At 50.5% G+C, this 15607-nt stretch carries 9 protein-coding genes; 2 read left to right on the top strand and 7 right to left on the bottom strand.

The window, feature by feature from the left end; translation table 11 throughout:
- Positions 1–38: 38 nt before the first annotated feature.
- The 5 genes from tyrP to ubiG all read right to left on the bottom strand — a co-directional run bounded on the left by tyrP (position 39) and on the right by ubiG (position 6199).
- Entirely contained in the window at positions 39–1184 is a 1146-nt protein-coding gene (tyrP, locus tag ACSBQN_RS08735; RefSeq protein WP_239558866.1) for a tyrosine transporter TyrP, read from the bottom strand.
- A 209-nt stretch (positions 1185–1393) separates the two neighbouring features.
- Positions 1394–1660: a class I ribonucleotide reductase maintenance protein YfaE gene (gene yfaE / locus ACSBQN_RS08730; RefSeq protein ID WP_004236769.1), complete on the bottom strand. Its 267-nt coding sequence runs from the start codon at positions 1658–1660 to the stop codon at positions 1394–1396.
- Complete coding sequence (nrdB, locus tag ACSBQN_RS08725; RefSeq protein WP_004236768.1) at positions 1660–2790, bottom strand: class Ia ribonucleoside-diphosphate reductase subunit beta; 1131 nt, start codon at positions 2788–2790, stop codon at positions 1660–1662. The genes yfaE and nrdB overlap by 1 nt, the downstream gene beginning before the upstream one ends.
- Positions 2791–2802: 12 nt before the next feature.
- Entirely contained in the window at positions 2803–5097 is a 2295-nt protein-coding gene (nrdA, locus tag ACSBQN_RS08720) for a class 1a ribonucleoside-diphosphate reductase subunit alpha (RefSeq protein ID WP_024473820.1), read from the bottom strand.
- A 376-nt stretch (positions 5098–5473) separates the two neighbouring features.
- Positions 5474–6199 carry a bifunctional 2-polyprenyl-6-hydroxyphenol methylase/3-demethylubiquinol 3-O-methyltransferase UbiG gene (gene ubiG / locus ACSBQN_RS08715; RefSeq protein WP_062772537.1) on the bottom strand — a complete coding sequence of 242 codons (726 nt, stop codon included), beginning with the start codon at positions 6197–6199 and terminating at the stop codon, positions 5474–5476.
- A 187-nt stretch (positions 6200–6386) separates the two neighbouring features.
- On the opposite strand from ubiG, the gene gyrA reads away from it, so the two are divergent.
- Together gyrA and rcsC are read left to right on the top strand one after the other, a co-directional pair.
- Positions 6387–9002 (top strand): DNA topoisomerase (ATP-hydrolyzing) subunit A, encoded by a 2616-nt coding sequence (gene gyrA / locus ACSBQN_RS08710; RefSeq protein ID WP_004236765.1) that lies wholly within the window; start codon positions 6387–6389, stop codon positions 9000–9002.
- 174 nt (positions 9003–9176) lie between these two features.
- A complete protein-coding gene (gene rcsC / locus ACSBQN_RS08705) occupies positions 9177–12023 on the top strand; it encodes a two-component system sensor histidine kinase RcsC (RefSeq protein ID WP_062772540.1) in 2847 nt (948 codons plus the stop codon).
- Positions 12024–12092: 69 nt separating this feature from the next.
- On the opposite strand, the gene rcsB is transcribed toward rcsC, so the two are convergent.
- Positions 12093–12743 carry a response regulator transcription factor RcsB gene (gene rcsB / locus ACSBQN_RS08700; protein ID WP_004236763.1) on the bottom strand — a complete coding sequence of 217 codons (651 nt, stop codon included), beginning with the start codon at positions 12741–12743 and terminating at the stop codon, positions 12093–12095.
- A complete protein-coding gene (rcsD, locus tag ACSBQN_RS08695; RefSeq protein ID WP_201893264.1) occupies positions 12736–15450 on the bottom strand; it encodes a phosphotransferase RcsD in 2715 nt (904 codons plus the stop codon). Before rcsD ends, rcsB begins: the two co-directional genes overlap by 8 nt.
- Between the last annotated feature and the right edge of the window lie 157 nt (positions 15451–15607).

Raw genomic sequence — 15607 nt, 5'->3', positions numbered from 1 at the left:
AAGCCCGGGTTTCCGGGCTTGTTTTCAGAAGAATGACATCAGATATTCGGCAGGTAACCGGCGCTTTTGATGAACTCGATAGAGATCACCAGCAGGCCGAACAGGAAGATAAAGATCAGCACACCGTTTCCGCCTGCAACACGGTAAGCACCTGCTTTCGGGTTCTGCCGTACTTTCCACGCTAATAATGACGGCAGAATCAGCGCCAGGAAGGAGAGCGCCATTGCGGCATACGCCAGCGCACCGGTAAAGCTTTTGTAGTACAGGGCGCAAATCAGCGGCAGGGCAAAGGTCAGAATCCCGGTTTGTGTACGGCCGAAGGCGGAATTTTTGCGGCGGAACAGGTCTGCCAGGTAATCAAATAACCCCAGCGCCACACCCAGGAATGAGGTAGCCAGTGCCAGATCCATAAACAGGCTGACCGCGATATCCACGTATTTGTTGGCCACAGTCTCACTGAGTGCCGTCAGTAAGCCGTCAAGGCCGGATTTCTGCGCCAGAATACCAAAGAAAGTATCGGACGGGATCGCGCCGAGGGTCGCAACCTGCCACAGCAGATACGCCACCAGCGGAATGGCACTGCCGGTGAGGAAAATAAAGCGCAGCTTTTTGCTGTCGCCGTTCATGTAATTCACCAGGCTGGGTACACTGCCGTGGAAACCAAAAGAGGTAAACACCAGCGGGATAGCGGAAAGCACCAGTCCGTTCTGAATTGGCATGCTGACAAGGTTGGTCATATTCACATGCGGCATCATGACGGCGAGCATGATGATCAGGAAGATAATTTTACCGGTGAACAGGATACGGTTGATAAAATCAACCGAGTGAGTCCCGACACACACCACCAGGCCGCCGACGAGGGTGAAGATAATGGTCGCGGTACCCGGTGTAACAGATATTTGCCACCAGTTTTGCAGGCTGGCGGAGATCATTTCCCCGGCACCGCCGATATAGGCAGTGGTCAGGGCATACATCAGCAATAACATACTGAAGCCGGTCAGGAGCTGACCCGGTAATCCGAGGTATTGACGGGCGACGCTGCCTAAGCCGGTATCCGGTGAGCTGTACTGATACACTTCAACCATCAGTAAGGCGGTGTAGCTCATGATAGCCCACAGGCCGATCAGAATAACCGCAATGACCGGAAACCCGATCCCCGCAGCCGCCAGGGGCATTGCCAGCATACCGGCACCGATCGTTGTTCCCGCAACAATCAGAACACTGCCGAGTGTACGATTTTTCACCAAAACCTCATGATATTTCAATCAATAATATGTGCGCAAAGCGTAATGAAAAACAGGAAAGGTGTCAAATTTAAATTACGTATATCGTAAATATATCGTTACACTAATGGCGTAAAAAAACCGGATTGCAGATCCGGTCACAAAACAGCTTACAGTTCGATGTCGATGTCACTCAGCGGGTAGCAACTGCAGGGAAGAATTTCACCGTCATTAATAAACGCCACCGGCCGCTGCCGGTAACCGACTTTACCGCGTTTGAGGCGGACACGGCAGGCACCGCAATAGCCTTCACGGCACTGGTATTCCACCGGGACGGATTGTTCGAGTGTATTGAGCAGGTTGTTGTGTTCTTCACTGACATAATGCAGCTGAATACCCTGCATGTTGCCATGCAGGGTGATTTTATAGCGGGGCATCAGAGTTCGAAGTTACTCAGTTCGTCAGTGTTGACTTCAGAGTCAATCTGACCGACCAGATAGGAGCTGACTTCCACTTCCTGTGGCGCCACCTGGACGTTATCGGATACCAGCCAGGCGTTGATCCACGGAATCGGGTTCGAGCGGACTTTGAAAGGCAGCGGCAGACCCACCGCCTGCATGCGGATATTGGTGATATATTCCACATACTGACACAGGATATCTTTGTTCAGACCGATCATTGAGCCGTTGCAGAACAGGTAATCTGCCCACTCTTTTTCCTGCTCCGCCGCACGGACAAACAGGTCGTAGCAATCCTGCTCGCACTCTTTGGCGATTTCCGCCATTTCCGGGTCATCCTGGCCGCTGCGCAGCAGGTTAAGCATATGCTGGGTGCCGGTCAGGTGCAGCGCTTCATCACGGGCGATCAGTTTGATGATTTTCGCATTACCTTCCATCAGTTCGCGCTCGGCAAAGGCGAAAGAGCAGGCGAAACTGACATAGAAACGGATCGCTTCCAGCGCGTTGACGCTCATCAGGCACAGATACAGCTGGCGTTTCAGGGCGCGCAGGGTAACAGTAAAGGTTTTACCGTTTGCGGTATGCGTTCCTTCACCGAACATATGATATTCATTGGTCATACGGATAAGATCATCATAATAGCCGGAAATATCTTCCGCACGTTTGATGATCTCTTCGTTTGCCACGATATCATCGAATACCACCGACGGGTCATTCACGATATTACGGATAATATGCGTGTAAGAACGCGAGTGAATGGTTTCCGAGAAAGACCAGGTTTCCACCCAGGTTTCCAGCTCCGGAATGGAGATCAGCGGCAGCAGCGCCACGTTCGGGCTGCGGCCCTGGATGGAATCCAGCAGGGTCTGGTATTTCAGGTTGCTGATGAAAATATGCTTTTCGTGATCCGGCAGGGCATTGTAGTCGATGCGATCGCGGGATACGTCCACTTCTTCCGGACGCCAGAAGAAGGAGAGCTGTTTTTCAATCAGTGATTCAAAAATCGGGTACTTCTGCTGATCGTAACGGGCGACGTTTACCGGCTGGCCGAAGAACATCGGTTCTTTCAGCTGATCATTATGTACCTGCGAAAATGTTGTATAAGACATTATTTATTCACCTTAAATTTTACACGCGCCGCCTTCACAACCATCATCGTCGGCGATGACCACTTCCTCAGGAAGGTCTTCCTGGGTATCCTCCGCACCATCGCGGGTATTGTGGTAATAAAGTGTTTTCACACCGTATTTATAGGCCAGCAGCAAATCTTTCAGTAACTGGTTCATCGGTACTTTGCCGCTCGGGAACCGGGTCGGATCATAGTTGGTGTTGGACGAAATCGCCTGATCGACAAACTTCTGCATAATCCCCACCAGCTGGAGATAGCCCTCGTTACCCGGCATCTGCCATAACAGTTCATACGCGGATTTCAGGCGCTCATACTCCGGCACGACCTGGCGCAGAATACCGTCTTTCGAGGCTTTAACACTGATATAACCGCGTGGCGGCTCAATGCCGTTGGTGGCATTGGAGATCTGCGAGGATGTCTCTGACGGCATCAGGGCAGACAGGGTGGAGTTACGCAGACCGTGTTTTTTGATCTCTTCGCGCAGGCCTTCCCAGTCATAATGCAGCGGCTCGTTGGTCAGCTGATCCAGGGTTTTCTTGTAAGTATCGATCGGCAGAATGCCCTGTGAATAGGTGGTTTCGTTAAACCACGGGCATGCTCCGTACTCTTTTGCCAGCTCATTGGAGGCTTTCAGCAGGTAATACTGAATAGCTTCAAAGGTGCGGTGAGTCAGGTTATTGGCGCTGCCGTCGGAATAGCGCACACCGTGTTTCGCCAGGTAGTAAGCGAAGTTAATCACCCCGATACCCAGGGTACGGCGGCCCATTGAGCCTTTGCGTGCCGCTTCAATCGGATAATCCTGGTAATCGAGCAGGGCATCCAGGGCACGTACTGCCAGGATAGCCAGTTCTTCCAGCTCATCGAGGTTCTCAATGGCACCCAGGTTAAACGCGGACAGCGTACACAGCGCGATTTCCCCGTTCGGATCATTCATATCGTTAAGCGGTTTGGTCGGCAGGGCGATTTCCAGACACAGGTTGGACTGGCGCACCGGCGCGATAAACGGATCAAACGGGCTGTGAGTGTTGCAGTGATCCACGTTCTGAATATAGATACGGCCGGTCGAGGCACGTTCCTGCATCATCAGGGAGAACAGTTCCACCGCTTTCAGCGTCTGTTTGCGGATAGACGGATCTTTCTCATACTGCTCATAAAGACGCTCGAACGCATCCTGATCGGCGAAGAACGCGTCATATAACCCCGGTACATCGGACGGGCTGAACAGGGTGATATCCTGGCCTTTGATCAGACGTTCATACATCAGTTTGTTGATCTGGACGCCGTAATCGAGGTGGCGGACACGGTTGCCCTCAACGCCACGGTTGTTTTTCAGTACCAGCAGGCTTTCCACTTCCAGATGCCAGATAGGGTAGAACAGCGTCGCCGCACCACCGCGCACGCCGCCCTGAGAACAGGATTTCACGGCGGTCTGGAAATGTTTGTAGAACGGGATACAACCGGTGTGGAATGCCTCACCGCCGCGGATCGGGCTGCCGAGCGCACGGATGCGACCCGCGTTGATACCGATACCGGCACGCTGGGACACATATTTGACAATCGCACCGGAGGTCGCGTTGATGGAGTCCAGGCTGTCGCCGCACTCGATCAGCACACAGGAGCTGAACTGGCGGGTCGGGGTGCGGACACCGGACATAATCGGCGTCGGCAGGGAAATCTTGAAGGTTGACGTGGCGTCATAGAACCGGCGGATATAATCCAGACGGGTCTCTTTCGGATAATGCGAGAACAGACAGGCCGCAACCAGGATATACAGGAATTGTGCACTTTCATACACTTCGCCGGTAACACGGTTCTGAACCAGATATTTCCCTTCCAGCTGTTTGACGGCGGCGTAAGAGAAATTCATATCACGCCAGTGATCGATGAACTCATTCATCTGGTCAAATTCAGCTTCGGTGTAATCGGTTAACAGATTTTCGTCATATTTACCGGCAGCCACCATTTTCTGTACATGGGCATATAACGCCGGCGGCTCAAACTGGCCGTAGGCTTTTTTGCGCAGGTTAAAAATAGCCAGGCGGGCAGACAGATACTGATAATCCGGTGTTTCAGCGGAAATCAGGTCGGCGGCGGCCTTAATCATGGTTTCATGAATATCCGCGGTACGGATCCCGTCGTAGAACTGAATCTGGGAACGTAACTCGACCTGGGAGACAGAGACATTATTCAGACCTTCAGCGGCCCAGGTAATGACGCGGTGGATTTTGTCTAAATCGATACGTTCTTTGTGACCATCACGTTTGGTAACAAGCAGATTCTGGTTCATCAGTTGATATACCCTGTTTTGAAAATGACACCCTGTTGTGATTAACGCGCTGATAACGTGTATCTGCCCGATAAAAAACGATCCCTGAAACAAATGTTCCGGGAAAGTCAATAGCGGGTGCTGAGCGATTTAAACACAAGATGTAGTGTGTCTGTAAAAGATGGGTAACAAGATAATGATAAATGCGCTCAGGATCAAGTGTATAAAATCAGGATCTTTTGTGGATAACTTGAGGATAGTCACCCGCTGACAGAGTGGTAAGCACTGAGATCCCTGACAAAATGAAACTGTGCTTACCTTATTACGCGAAGCGATAATTTTAGAAAAATGCGATTTGTTTGGCGTTTTATTAATCGCCGGAGTAATTAACTTGACACTATAAAATAAAACGGGTATGCAACATATAATTTACATCCACATTGGGTGCCAGCCAGAATTTATCGCTTAACGGGTTGTAATGTAAGCCAATCATGTGCTGCTCGCGCAGACCGGTATTATTCAGCCAGTCAATCAGCTCTGCCGGACGGATAAATTTTTTCGCATCGTGCGTACCGGGCGGTACCATCTTCAGAATATATTCTGCTGCGATAACAGCCATAAACCAGGCTTTCTTGTTGCGGTTAATGGTGGAGAACACCACATCGCCCCCCGGTTTGACCAGACGGGCACAGGAACGCACTACAGACGCAGGATCCGGCACATGCTCAAGCATCTCCATGCAGGTCACCACATCATACCGTTGCGCATGTTTTTCTGCGTGCTGTTCCACTGTTTCCTGCACATAGGTGATATCTGTGCCGCTTTCCAGTGCATGCAGACGCGCAACCTGAAGCGGCTCCGCGCCCATATCCAGCCCGGTGACATCCGCACCTTCCCGCGCCATACTTTCTGCCAGAATTCCGCCACCGCAGCCGACATCCAGCACTTTCTTCCCGAACACACCGTTAACCCGCTGCTGAATATAAGCCAGACGCAGCGGATTGATCCGGTGCAGCGGTTTAAATTCACCCTCAAGATCCCACCAGCGTGAGGCAACATCCTCAAACTTTTTAATTTCCGCAGGATCGACATTGGCTGTCAGCGGGGAAGCTGTGTCATTCATGGTCTCTTTCTCTCTCTTGCTGCGGCAGAACCTGCCGGAATACGCGATGGCGTCAGTATACAATGCCGGGCGCGGATGCGTCAGAAATAAAATACTCTCCCGATTTCTATATCTCCTTTTTTAAACATTGGCGATTTGTGGTATAGTTCCGCACCTTGAATCCGGAGTAATGAGGGATACTGGCTCCATGAGCGACAATGCCAAAGAAATCTTGCCCGTTAACATCGAAGAGGAGCTGAAAAGCTCGTATCTGGATTACGCCATGTCCGTTATTGTCGGACGCGCGCTCCCCGATGTCAGGGATGGTCTGAAACCGGTTCATCGCCGCGTATTATTCGCGATGAAAGAACTGGGTAATGACTGGAACAAAGCCTATAAAAAATCTGCCCGTGTGGTCGGGGATGTGATCGGTAAATATCACCCCCATGGTGACAGTGCTGTGTATGAAACGATTGTCCGCCTGGCTCAGCCGTTCTCAATGCGCTATATGCTGGTGGATGGTCAGGGTAACTTTGGTTCAATCGACGGTGATTCCGCAGCGGCAATGCGTTATACGGAAGTCCGTATGGCGAAAATTGCCCATGAACTGTTAGCCGACATCGACAAAGAAACCGTGGATTTTGTACCGAACTATGACGGTACCGAAATGATCCCGGATGTGATGCCGACCCGCATCCCGAACCTGCTGGTGAATGGTTCATCCGGTATTGCTGTCGGGATGGCAACCAATATTCCGCCGCATAACCTGGGTGAAGTCATTGACGGCTGCCTTGCCTATATTGATGATGAAGATATCAGCATCGAAGGTCTGATGGAGCACATCCCGGGGCCGGACTTCCCGACTGCGGCGATTATCAACGGCCGCCGCGGTATTCTCGATGCTTACCGCACCGGACGCGGCAAAATTCATATCCGTGCCCGCGCTGAAGTGGAAACGGATGAAAAAACCGGCCGCGAAACCATTATCGTTAATGAAATTCCGTATCAGGTGAACAAAGCCCGCCTGATTGAGAAAATCGCCGAGCTGGTTAAAGAGAAACGTCTGGAAGGTATCAGCGCACTGCGTGATGAATCCGATAAAGACGGTATGCGCATTGTGATTGAAGTCAAACGCGATGCGGTCGGTGAAGTAGTACTGAACAACCTTTATCTGCTGACACAGATGCAGACCACGTTTGGTATCAATATGGTTGCCCTGCATCAGGGACAGCCGAAGATCCTCAATCTGAAAGAAATTCTCAGTGCGTTTGTGCGCCACCGCCGTGAAGTGGTGACCCGCCGGACAATCTACGAATTACGTAAAGCCCGTGAACGCGCCCATATCCTCGAAGGTCTGGCGATTGCACTGGCCAATATCGACCCGATTATCGAGCTTATCCGCCGTGCGCCGACGCCTGCGGAAGCAAAAGCCGGGTTACTGGCACAGGCATGGGAACTGGGTACGGTTGCCGCCATGCTGGCCGGTGCCGGTGATGATGCCGCACGTCCGGAAGGCCTGGATGAGCAGTTCGGTATCCGCGATGGTCTGTATCATCTGACCGAAGTTCAGGCTCAGGCGATTCTGGATCTGCGTCTGCAGAAACTGACCGGTCTGGAGCATGAAAAACTGCTCGACGAATACCGCGAGTTACTGGAACTGATTGCCGGTCTGCTGCATATCCTGCAAAGCCCTGAGCGTCTGATGGAAGTCATCCGTGAAGAGCTGGTGGCAGTGAAAGAGCAGTTCAACGATAAGCGCCGTACTGATATCACAGAAAACACAGCGGATATCAACATCGAAGATCTGATCAGTCAGGAAGACGTGGTGGTGACACTGTCCCATCAGGGCTATGTGAAGTATCAGCCGCTGACCGATTATGAAGCCCAGCGCCGCGGCGGGAAAGGTAAATCTGCCGCCCGTATCAAAGAAGAAGACTTTATCGAACGTCTGCTGGTGGCAAACACCCACGACACCATTCTCTGCTTCTCCAACAAAGGGAAGCTGTACTGGCTGAAAGTGTATCAGTTACCGGAAGCCAGCCGTGGTGCGCGCGGTCGTCCGATTATCAACATATTACCGCTGGACCAGGAACAGAACGAGCGTATCACTGCTATTCTGCCGGTCCGTGAATATGAAGAAGGTAAGTTTGTCTTTATGGCGACCGCCAGCGGTACCGTGAAGAAAACCTCCCTGCAGGACTTCAGCCGTCCGCGTAACGCCGGTATTATCGCCGTCAACCTCAATGAGGGTGATGAGCTGATTGGCGTTGACCTGACTGACGGCAGCAACGAAGTGATGCTGTTCTCTGCTGACGGTAAAGTCGTCCGCTTTGCGGAAGATGCTGTCCGTGCCATGGGGCGTACCGCCACCGGCGTGCGCGGTATCCGTCTGGGTGACGACGATGCGGTCGTGTCACTGATTATTCCGCGCGGTGAAGGTGAAATTCTGACGGTCACCGAAAACGGCTACGGTAAGCGGACTGCGGAAGCGGAGTATCCGACCAAATCCCGCGCCACTCAGGGGGTTATCTCCATTAAAGTGAGTGAGCGTAACGGGAAAGTCGTGGGTGCAATCCAGGTCGGTGCGGATGATCAGATTATGATGATCACCGATGCCGGTACTCTGGTCCGCACCCGCGTCTCTGAAGTCAGTATCGTGGGCCGTAATACCCAGGGTGTGACGCTGATCCGTACCGGAGAAGAAGAGAAAGTGGTCGGTCTGCAGCGTGTTGCGGAGCCGGAAGAGGATGAAAATGATTTCTCTGAAGACGGTGAAGTGACGGATGCGGCATCTGATGATAATGCAGAAGAGAATAACGATTAATATCACCGGTTTCCGGTAATATAAAATCAGAAAAACCGATAAAGCAGGAACAATAATATTGTTCCTGCTTTTTATTTACCCCGGGGGTTTTGTAAACATTGCACAGTGGTATATCCTAGACATAACAGTCTGAAACCTCGTGAATATATCAGATTCATTATTGGCGGAGCCCCTTTGAGATACTTTTCATCTTTCCAGACATCACTGAAAATTTCGCGTTACCTGTTCCGGATCGTCGGTGTGATGTTATGGGGGCTGGGGGCGCTGGTGACGGTATTCTATTTACTGAATATCTATAACGGGATGCGCAATGATATCCGCCAGCAATATTATTCCGATTACGATGCCTTATTAGCCTATTTCCGGCAATCCACCGATATGACCCGCGATATCCGTTATATGAATGAACGGTTTGTCGAAAATAAAGAAGTACGGCCGGGAGAGCCCGCAGACCGGACCACCGACGGCTTTTTTATTGATTACCGGGCACTGAATACCAAAGGCGACTGCGCGGCCTTCCGCACCGGCAGCGGCCCGTATATTATTGCATTCAAAGATCTCCTGACGTACTGGCAGAACAATATCGCCGCACCGATGGGGCTGAATCAGGTCTTTCTGGTCGGTTCAAAAACCCTGTGTATGGTGTCATTTCCGATCCGCAACCTTTCCACCAGCAGCGAAACGCTGCGCAGAATGGTCAATGATTACTCTCAGAACTATTTCCGCCTGAAAAGTCAGGGGAAAGAGCGCACTATTTACTGGGCGGCGCCGGGCAGTAATCAGGGAATGGCCAGCCTGTTTGTGATGATGCCGCTGTATTATGACGGGCGTTTTCTGGCACTGATGGGCATTGAGCGTAATCTGCAGCTGGAAAACTTTAACCGCCTGCGCGATTTCCCGGCCAATATGGTGATTATTAATGAGCAGGATGATGTCGTGCTCTCTTATCCGGAAGAAATTAACACACAGAAAAATAAAGACCGTTATCTGGTAGACGATAATTATTTCGGCTATGACGACGAATTCACCCAACTGGTCTTTAAACGCAGGCTCACGCCGTCCCTGCTGAGTGTGGTATATACCACGCCGCTGAGCTCAATCTATGAAAAACTGAAATTTCAGATCCTTAACGGGGCGATTCTTAATCTGATCTCCGCCATTATTATCGGGTTGTTTACCTGGCTGCTGGAACGGCGGATATTTATGCCGGCCGAAAACAGCGCAATGCGTCTGGAGGAGCACGAGCAGTTCAACCATAAAATTGTGGCCTCCGCACCGGTCGGGATTTGCATTCTGCGCACACTCGACGGTACGGCACTGCTGAGTAATGAGCTGGCTCATAATTACTGGCGTATGCTTTCGTTTGAGGATCGCAACCGTATCGGCCTGCTGATAAAAGATAAACGGCAGGGAATGGAAGATATGGTGACCCGTAACGGAGGGCACCTTCAGGTCAGTTTTGTGCATTCCCGTTACCAGAACGAGGAAGTGGCGATTTGTGTGCTGGTGGATATCAGCGCACGTGTGCAGCTGGAAAGCTCGTTACAGGATGCGGCACAGGCGGCAGAGCAGGCTAACCAGTCGAAATCCATGTTCCTTGCCACGGTCAGTCATGAGCTGCGCACGCCGCTGTACGGTATTATCGGTAACCTGGAGCTGTTACAGTCCATGGCACATTCGCGGGATGCCCAGCGCCTGCTCGGCACGATGAATAACTCCTCCTCATTATTGCTGAAAATTATCAGTGATATTCTCGACTTCTCCAAAATTGAATCCAAACAGCTGAAAATTGAGCCGAGAGAGTTTAACTTCCGCGAACATATTCATTTTGTGGTGGCAAACTACCTGCCGCTGGTGGCGAAAAAACACCTTTCACTGTACTGCTTTATTGAAAAAGATGTGCCGGAGCTGGTCTGTAATGATCCGGTGCGGATGCAGCAGGTGATCGCCAACCTGTTTAATAATGCGATTAAATACACGCATGTCGGGATGGTGTGCATTCATGTCTATGTCTGCGGCGAATATCTGCATGTGGATATTCAGGATACCGGCGGCGGTATCAGTGAGGATGAACTGCGCCAGTTATTCGACCCGTTCTATCAGATTATGCCGAACACGGACAGCCCGTCGCAGGGTACCGGGCTGGGGCTGCCTATCTGTGAAAAGCTGATTTCACTGATGGACGGCGACATGATGGTGGAATCACAGAAAGAGGTCGGCAGTCTGTTCGGGATCCGCTTCCCGTGCTATACCGCCTATCCGTCCGGCCATCATGCGGATATTGTGCCGCTGACTGTACCGCTGGTCTTTGAGTTCCGCAACGGCGTGCTGGCGGATTATATGCAGCGTTACTGGCAGGATATTGCCCCGGCAGCGGTTCCGTTGTCTGAATGCTCAGATATTGCCTGTGCGGTAGTGATCACGGACATGGTGACCCCGGCGATGAAACAGGTGCGTCTGCTGATTGAACTGGATGCCGGTTATACTGACAAACCGGTGCCGATGGGCGGCAATCACTGGCGGCATAATACCCATCAGCTCGACGGGCTGTTTGATTTTGTCTCTGACCGCCTGAATAATCGTCGTCAGGAAGCCGATGATCTGCCGCCGCCGCTGCTGCCGGACAGTCAGCAGGCCGCGCATGTCCGGATCCTGATTGTGGATGACCATCCGATTAACCGCCATCTGCTGTCAGATCAGCTGCATCTGTTCGGCTTCCACACCGCAACGGCGGATGACGGGCTGGATGCACTCGACTTCCTCGAAACCCATGAGGTGGATATTATTCTGTCAGACGTCAATATGCCGAATATGAACGGTTATGACCTGACCCGCACACTGAGAGAGAAGGGGATGACACTACCGGTTATCGGGATCACCGCCAACGCGCTGGCCGAAGAGCGCGAGCGCTGTCTGGCTTCCGGCATGAACGATTGTCTCTCCAAACCGGTCTCGATGCAGGCGTTGCGCACCATGATGCAGCACTACATTCCGCAGGTCACGCCGCCCGGGGCTGAATAACCGGCACATAAAAAAACCGCCGTTCATCTGAATGGCGGTTTTGCATCAGTACTGTAAAACGTTTCCGGATTACTCGTCTCTGTGGCTGTCGATAGTGACAGACGAAAGGTAATTCAGCAGAGCGATATCGTTATCTACACCCAGTTTCAGCATGGCGGATTTTTTCTGGCTGCTGATAGTTTTGATACTGCGGTTCAGTTTACGCGCAATCTCAGTGACCAGATGCCCTTCGGCAAACAGACGCAGAACCTCACTCTCTTTCGGAGACAGGCGCTTATCGCCGTACCCGTTGGCATTCACTTTTTCCAGCAGTTTGGAAACGCTGTCAGGGGTGAATTTCTTTCCTTTCTGCAAAGAGGCCAGTGCTTTCGGCAGATCAGCCGGCGCACCCTGCTTCAGTACGATCCCTTCGATATCGAGGTCCAGTACGGCACTGAGGATCGCCGGATTATTGTTCATGGTCAGCACAATAATCGCCAGGTCAGGATAATGGCGCTTGATATACTTGATAAGCGTGATGCCATCACCATATTTATCTCCCGGCATGGAAAGGTCAGTGATCAGAACATCCGCATCCAGGCGTGCTAAGTTATTGATGAGTGAAGTGGAATCTTCAAATTCACCAACAACATTAACCGTTTCCAGCTGTTCCAGGGACTTTTTTATCCCGAACAGAACAATAGGATGGTCATCAGCGATAATAACATTCAGGTTATTCATACTCTTGGTTACCTTGCTGCAGCAATTCAGTGACAATGGCATCAATTTCCCGGATACCTTCATCCACCTTCATTTTGTTTTTGTCAGCGATACAGCGTTCTATATCTTCACAGCGTGATTTCAGATAATCAAAGTCGAGCACAGCAAAGACCCCTTTGACCCGATGTACTGTCAGCGCCAGTGGCTGCAATTCACTTAATTCTGCTTCCGTGTACATCTTACTTATATCAGGAGGGACTGTGGTGGCAAACAAATCTTTATACGTACTTTGTGCCAGCTGATTTTTATATAACGCAACAACTTCCCCGACGGAAAGCGCTGCTGTATTAATACCCGGATTCCCGGGTAAGAATCTATCATCAAACTCATCCGAAGTTAAGCTTTGTTCGATAAGCAGCGTAATAGCATTCAGAATTTCATCATTGAAATTATAATTACACTCCACCAGGGAAGGCGTAATCATTCTGTGTTCAATAATGTCATTTCGTAAAAAGAGTATTGGTTTTCTCGCTTTCTTATCAAAGTCAGTTACCAGGATGTCATATTCATCTTGCAATAATGCGCGATTTTTATCAAATAAAATTCCGCCGTTTTCAATTATAATTGCGTTAATTATTTCCCGAATACTCGGATTAATGATATTGATCTTAAACAGCGTATCTTCCAGCACCTCTGACGGCTCACCGATCATCTCGGTGGCAGGCAGCGGCAACTCAACAGTGTAGTGTGTACCGATGTCCGGTTTACTGTCTATTTTCAGCTCTCCGCTGAGTTTTTTACATAATAAATCACACAAATAGAATGCCAGCCCCGAGTTCGGACGACCTTCCGTCTCCGCGACCTGAAACATAAACGGATCGTGCAGATTAACGAGATCAGATTGCGGCAGACCGGAGCCGCTGGCGATTATTTCCAATCTGATATTATTATGTTCATTTTTAAATATATTCTTAAGGCGAATAACCAATTTTCCGTATTTTAAATTACTGACGGCGTAATTCAGTAATAATAAAAATATCTTACTGATAATAGGACCGTCACCAATGTAATTTAGCTGCTTATTAATACTGTTATGGAAATAAAGCGGAATGCCTTTGTCATTTATCTGACGTGAGAATTGTTTAACGATATCCTCGACGGTTTGTGACAACAGGAATTCATCATTGGTCGGTTTCCAGTCATCACTTTCCAGATCAGCCAGCAGAATAATATTTTCGATCCACTCACACAGATAACCGGATTCCGTCACCACTTTATCCATCAGCAGGCCACCGACAGGATCAGTCACGTACGGTGCCAGCGTATGCAGGTCATTACCGAGCTGTTTGACCGGCACCACCAGCTCTGAACGGATATTTGACAGCACAGACTGACGGGCTTTGATGCTTTTCTTATACTCACGATCAGACAATTGCAGACGGCGCGCAGTCAGCGCCTCCTGATCCACATCCCGGAACAGAATAAGATAAGTATCATTCATATTACGGACCGGATTCATACTGACTTCATAAACCACGTTATCAATAGTGGTCTGGATCCGGCCCTGATGCTCGCGGGCCATGTCGCGGGTTTTGTTCAGGTCGCTGAGGGTCAGCAGCTGGCTGGCGATGGTATTACTGACCAGCCGTTTATTGGCGGCAAAATCATAAATCGCCAGCCCGATAGGCAGTTGCGCCACAATTTCATTGGTTATCGCTTCGCTGTTTCTGGCCTGGCGGACCAGTGTATTGAGCGGGGAAATGAATCGCTTGCGGATATAAACAAGGCCGCCGACGGAGAGCATGCTGAACAGGAAGACAGAAATTAACAGCCAGATATTGGCTGCCAGCATCTCTTCGGCCAGAGACAGCAGTGAGAGCTGATAAACCACCTGATACGGCATTTCACGCAGACGGTAACTGAGTTTCAGTGACAGGCCGTTAATACTGATCTGCACTGCATTCGGACGATTGCTGAGGGTGTGGGTTTCGGCCGGGATCAGTGACAGATTGGACAAATCCAGATTATCCGGCACCAGGTTATTGACTGGTAAATCAAACGCCACCACGCTGGTCAGCTGACCCGGGTTATTAAACATTGCGCGGTAGGTATAGTAATAGGTTGATTCTGACGGCATCTTGGTAAAAGAGGAGAGGGTTTCCCGCTCATCCAGCGCCGTGGAGTCCGCCAGCATTTCCGCCCGTTTTTCATCGGCACCCAATGTCAGCGGGCTTTCGCGGTAGCGCAGCTCCGGACGCAGGGCAGAATGGGATGTCACCAGCAGCAGACTGTTATCCAGTCCGTTGAGGTAATACACAGAATTAAACTGATTCTCACCGCCCCACAGAATGGTCAGATAATCCGAAAAACGCCGTGCGATGGCGTAGGTCTCATCATTGGTCTGGCCGAACAGGATGGCATCCACAACCGGCACACGGCTGTCAATCCAGTAAATATCATTCAGGATTTTATGCGGCGGAACGAGCTCAGGCCGTTTCTCTGTGTCCGTGGTATTGGCGAGCCGGAACAGCTCAGCGGACTGATAGCGGTACGTTTCAACCTGATGTTCTATCCGGCTGCTGAAACTGTAGAGGGCGCCTTTTTTGCTTCCCAGCCAGGCATCGTAATAGTTATATCCGTATAAAAAGAGAGATAAGACTAATAACGAAACAAATGATGCATAAAAGCCGGGTATCGCATAAGGCTTGGTATGTGACTGTCTGTACATATGTTCCGTTGCGACCTTATAGTAAGTACTTGACTGTAAATTCACCGGGAATTAATTCTATCATACTAATTCCCGTCACAATAACAGCAGTATTCCGCCGCAGGGCCGGTATGATGCACGAATGTTGAGCAGGAAGACAAAAAAATCGGATTTTTTT

This window comes from Morganella sp. B601, from assembly GCF_051172335.1.
Classification (GTDB): Bacteria; Pseudomonadota; Gammaproteobacteria; order Enterobacterales; family Enterobacteriaceae; genus Morganella; species Morganella morganii.
This window is presented reverse-complemented; position numbering and strand designations above follow the sequence as displayed.

Bases quoted from the DNA above. Each gene is read 5' to 3' on its own strand.
- tyrP (WP_239558866.1), bottom strand. From the start codon at position 1,184: ATGCTGGCAATGCCCCTGGCGGCTGCGGGGATCGGGTTTCCGGTCATT.
- yfaE (WP_004236769.1), bottom strand. From the start codon at position 1,660: ATGCCCCGCTATAAAATCACCCTGCATGGCAACATGCAGGGTATTCAG.
- nrdB (WP_004236768.1), bottom strand. From the start codon at position 2,790: ATGTCTTATACAACATTTTCGCAGGTACATAATGATCAGCTGAAAGAA.
- nrdA (WP_024473820.1), bottom strand. From the start codon at position 5,097: ATGAACCAGAATCTGCTTGTTACCAAACGTGATGGTCACAAAGAACGT.
- ubiG (WP_062772537.1), bottom strand. From the start codon at position 6,199: ATGAATGACACAGCTTCCCCGCTGACAGCCAATGTCGATCCTGCGGAA.
- gyrA (WP_004236765.1), top strand. From the start codon at position 6,387: ATGAGCGACAATGCCAAAGAAATCTTGCCCGTTAACATCGAAGAGGAG.
- rcsB (WP_004236763.1), bottom strand. From the start codon at position 12,743: ATGAATAACCTGAATGTTATTATCGCTGATGACCATCCTATTGTTCTG.
- rcsD (WP_201893264.1), bottom strand. From the start codon at position 15,450: ATGTACAGACAGTCACATACCAAGCCTTATGCGATACCCGGCTTTTAT.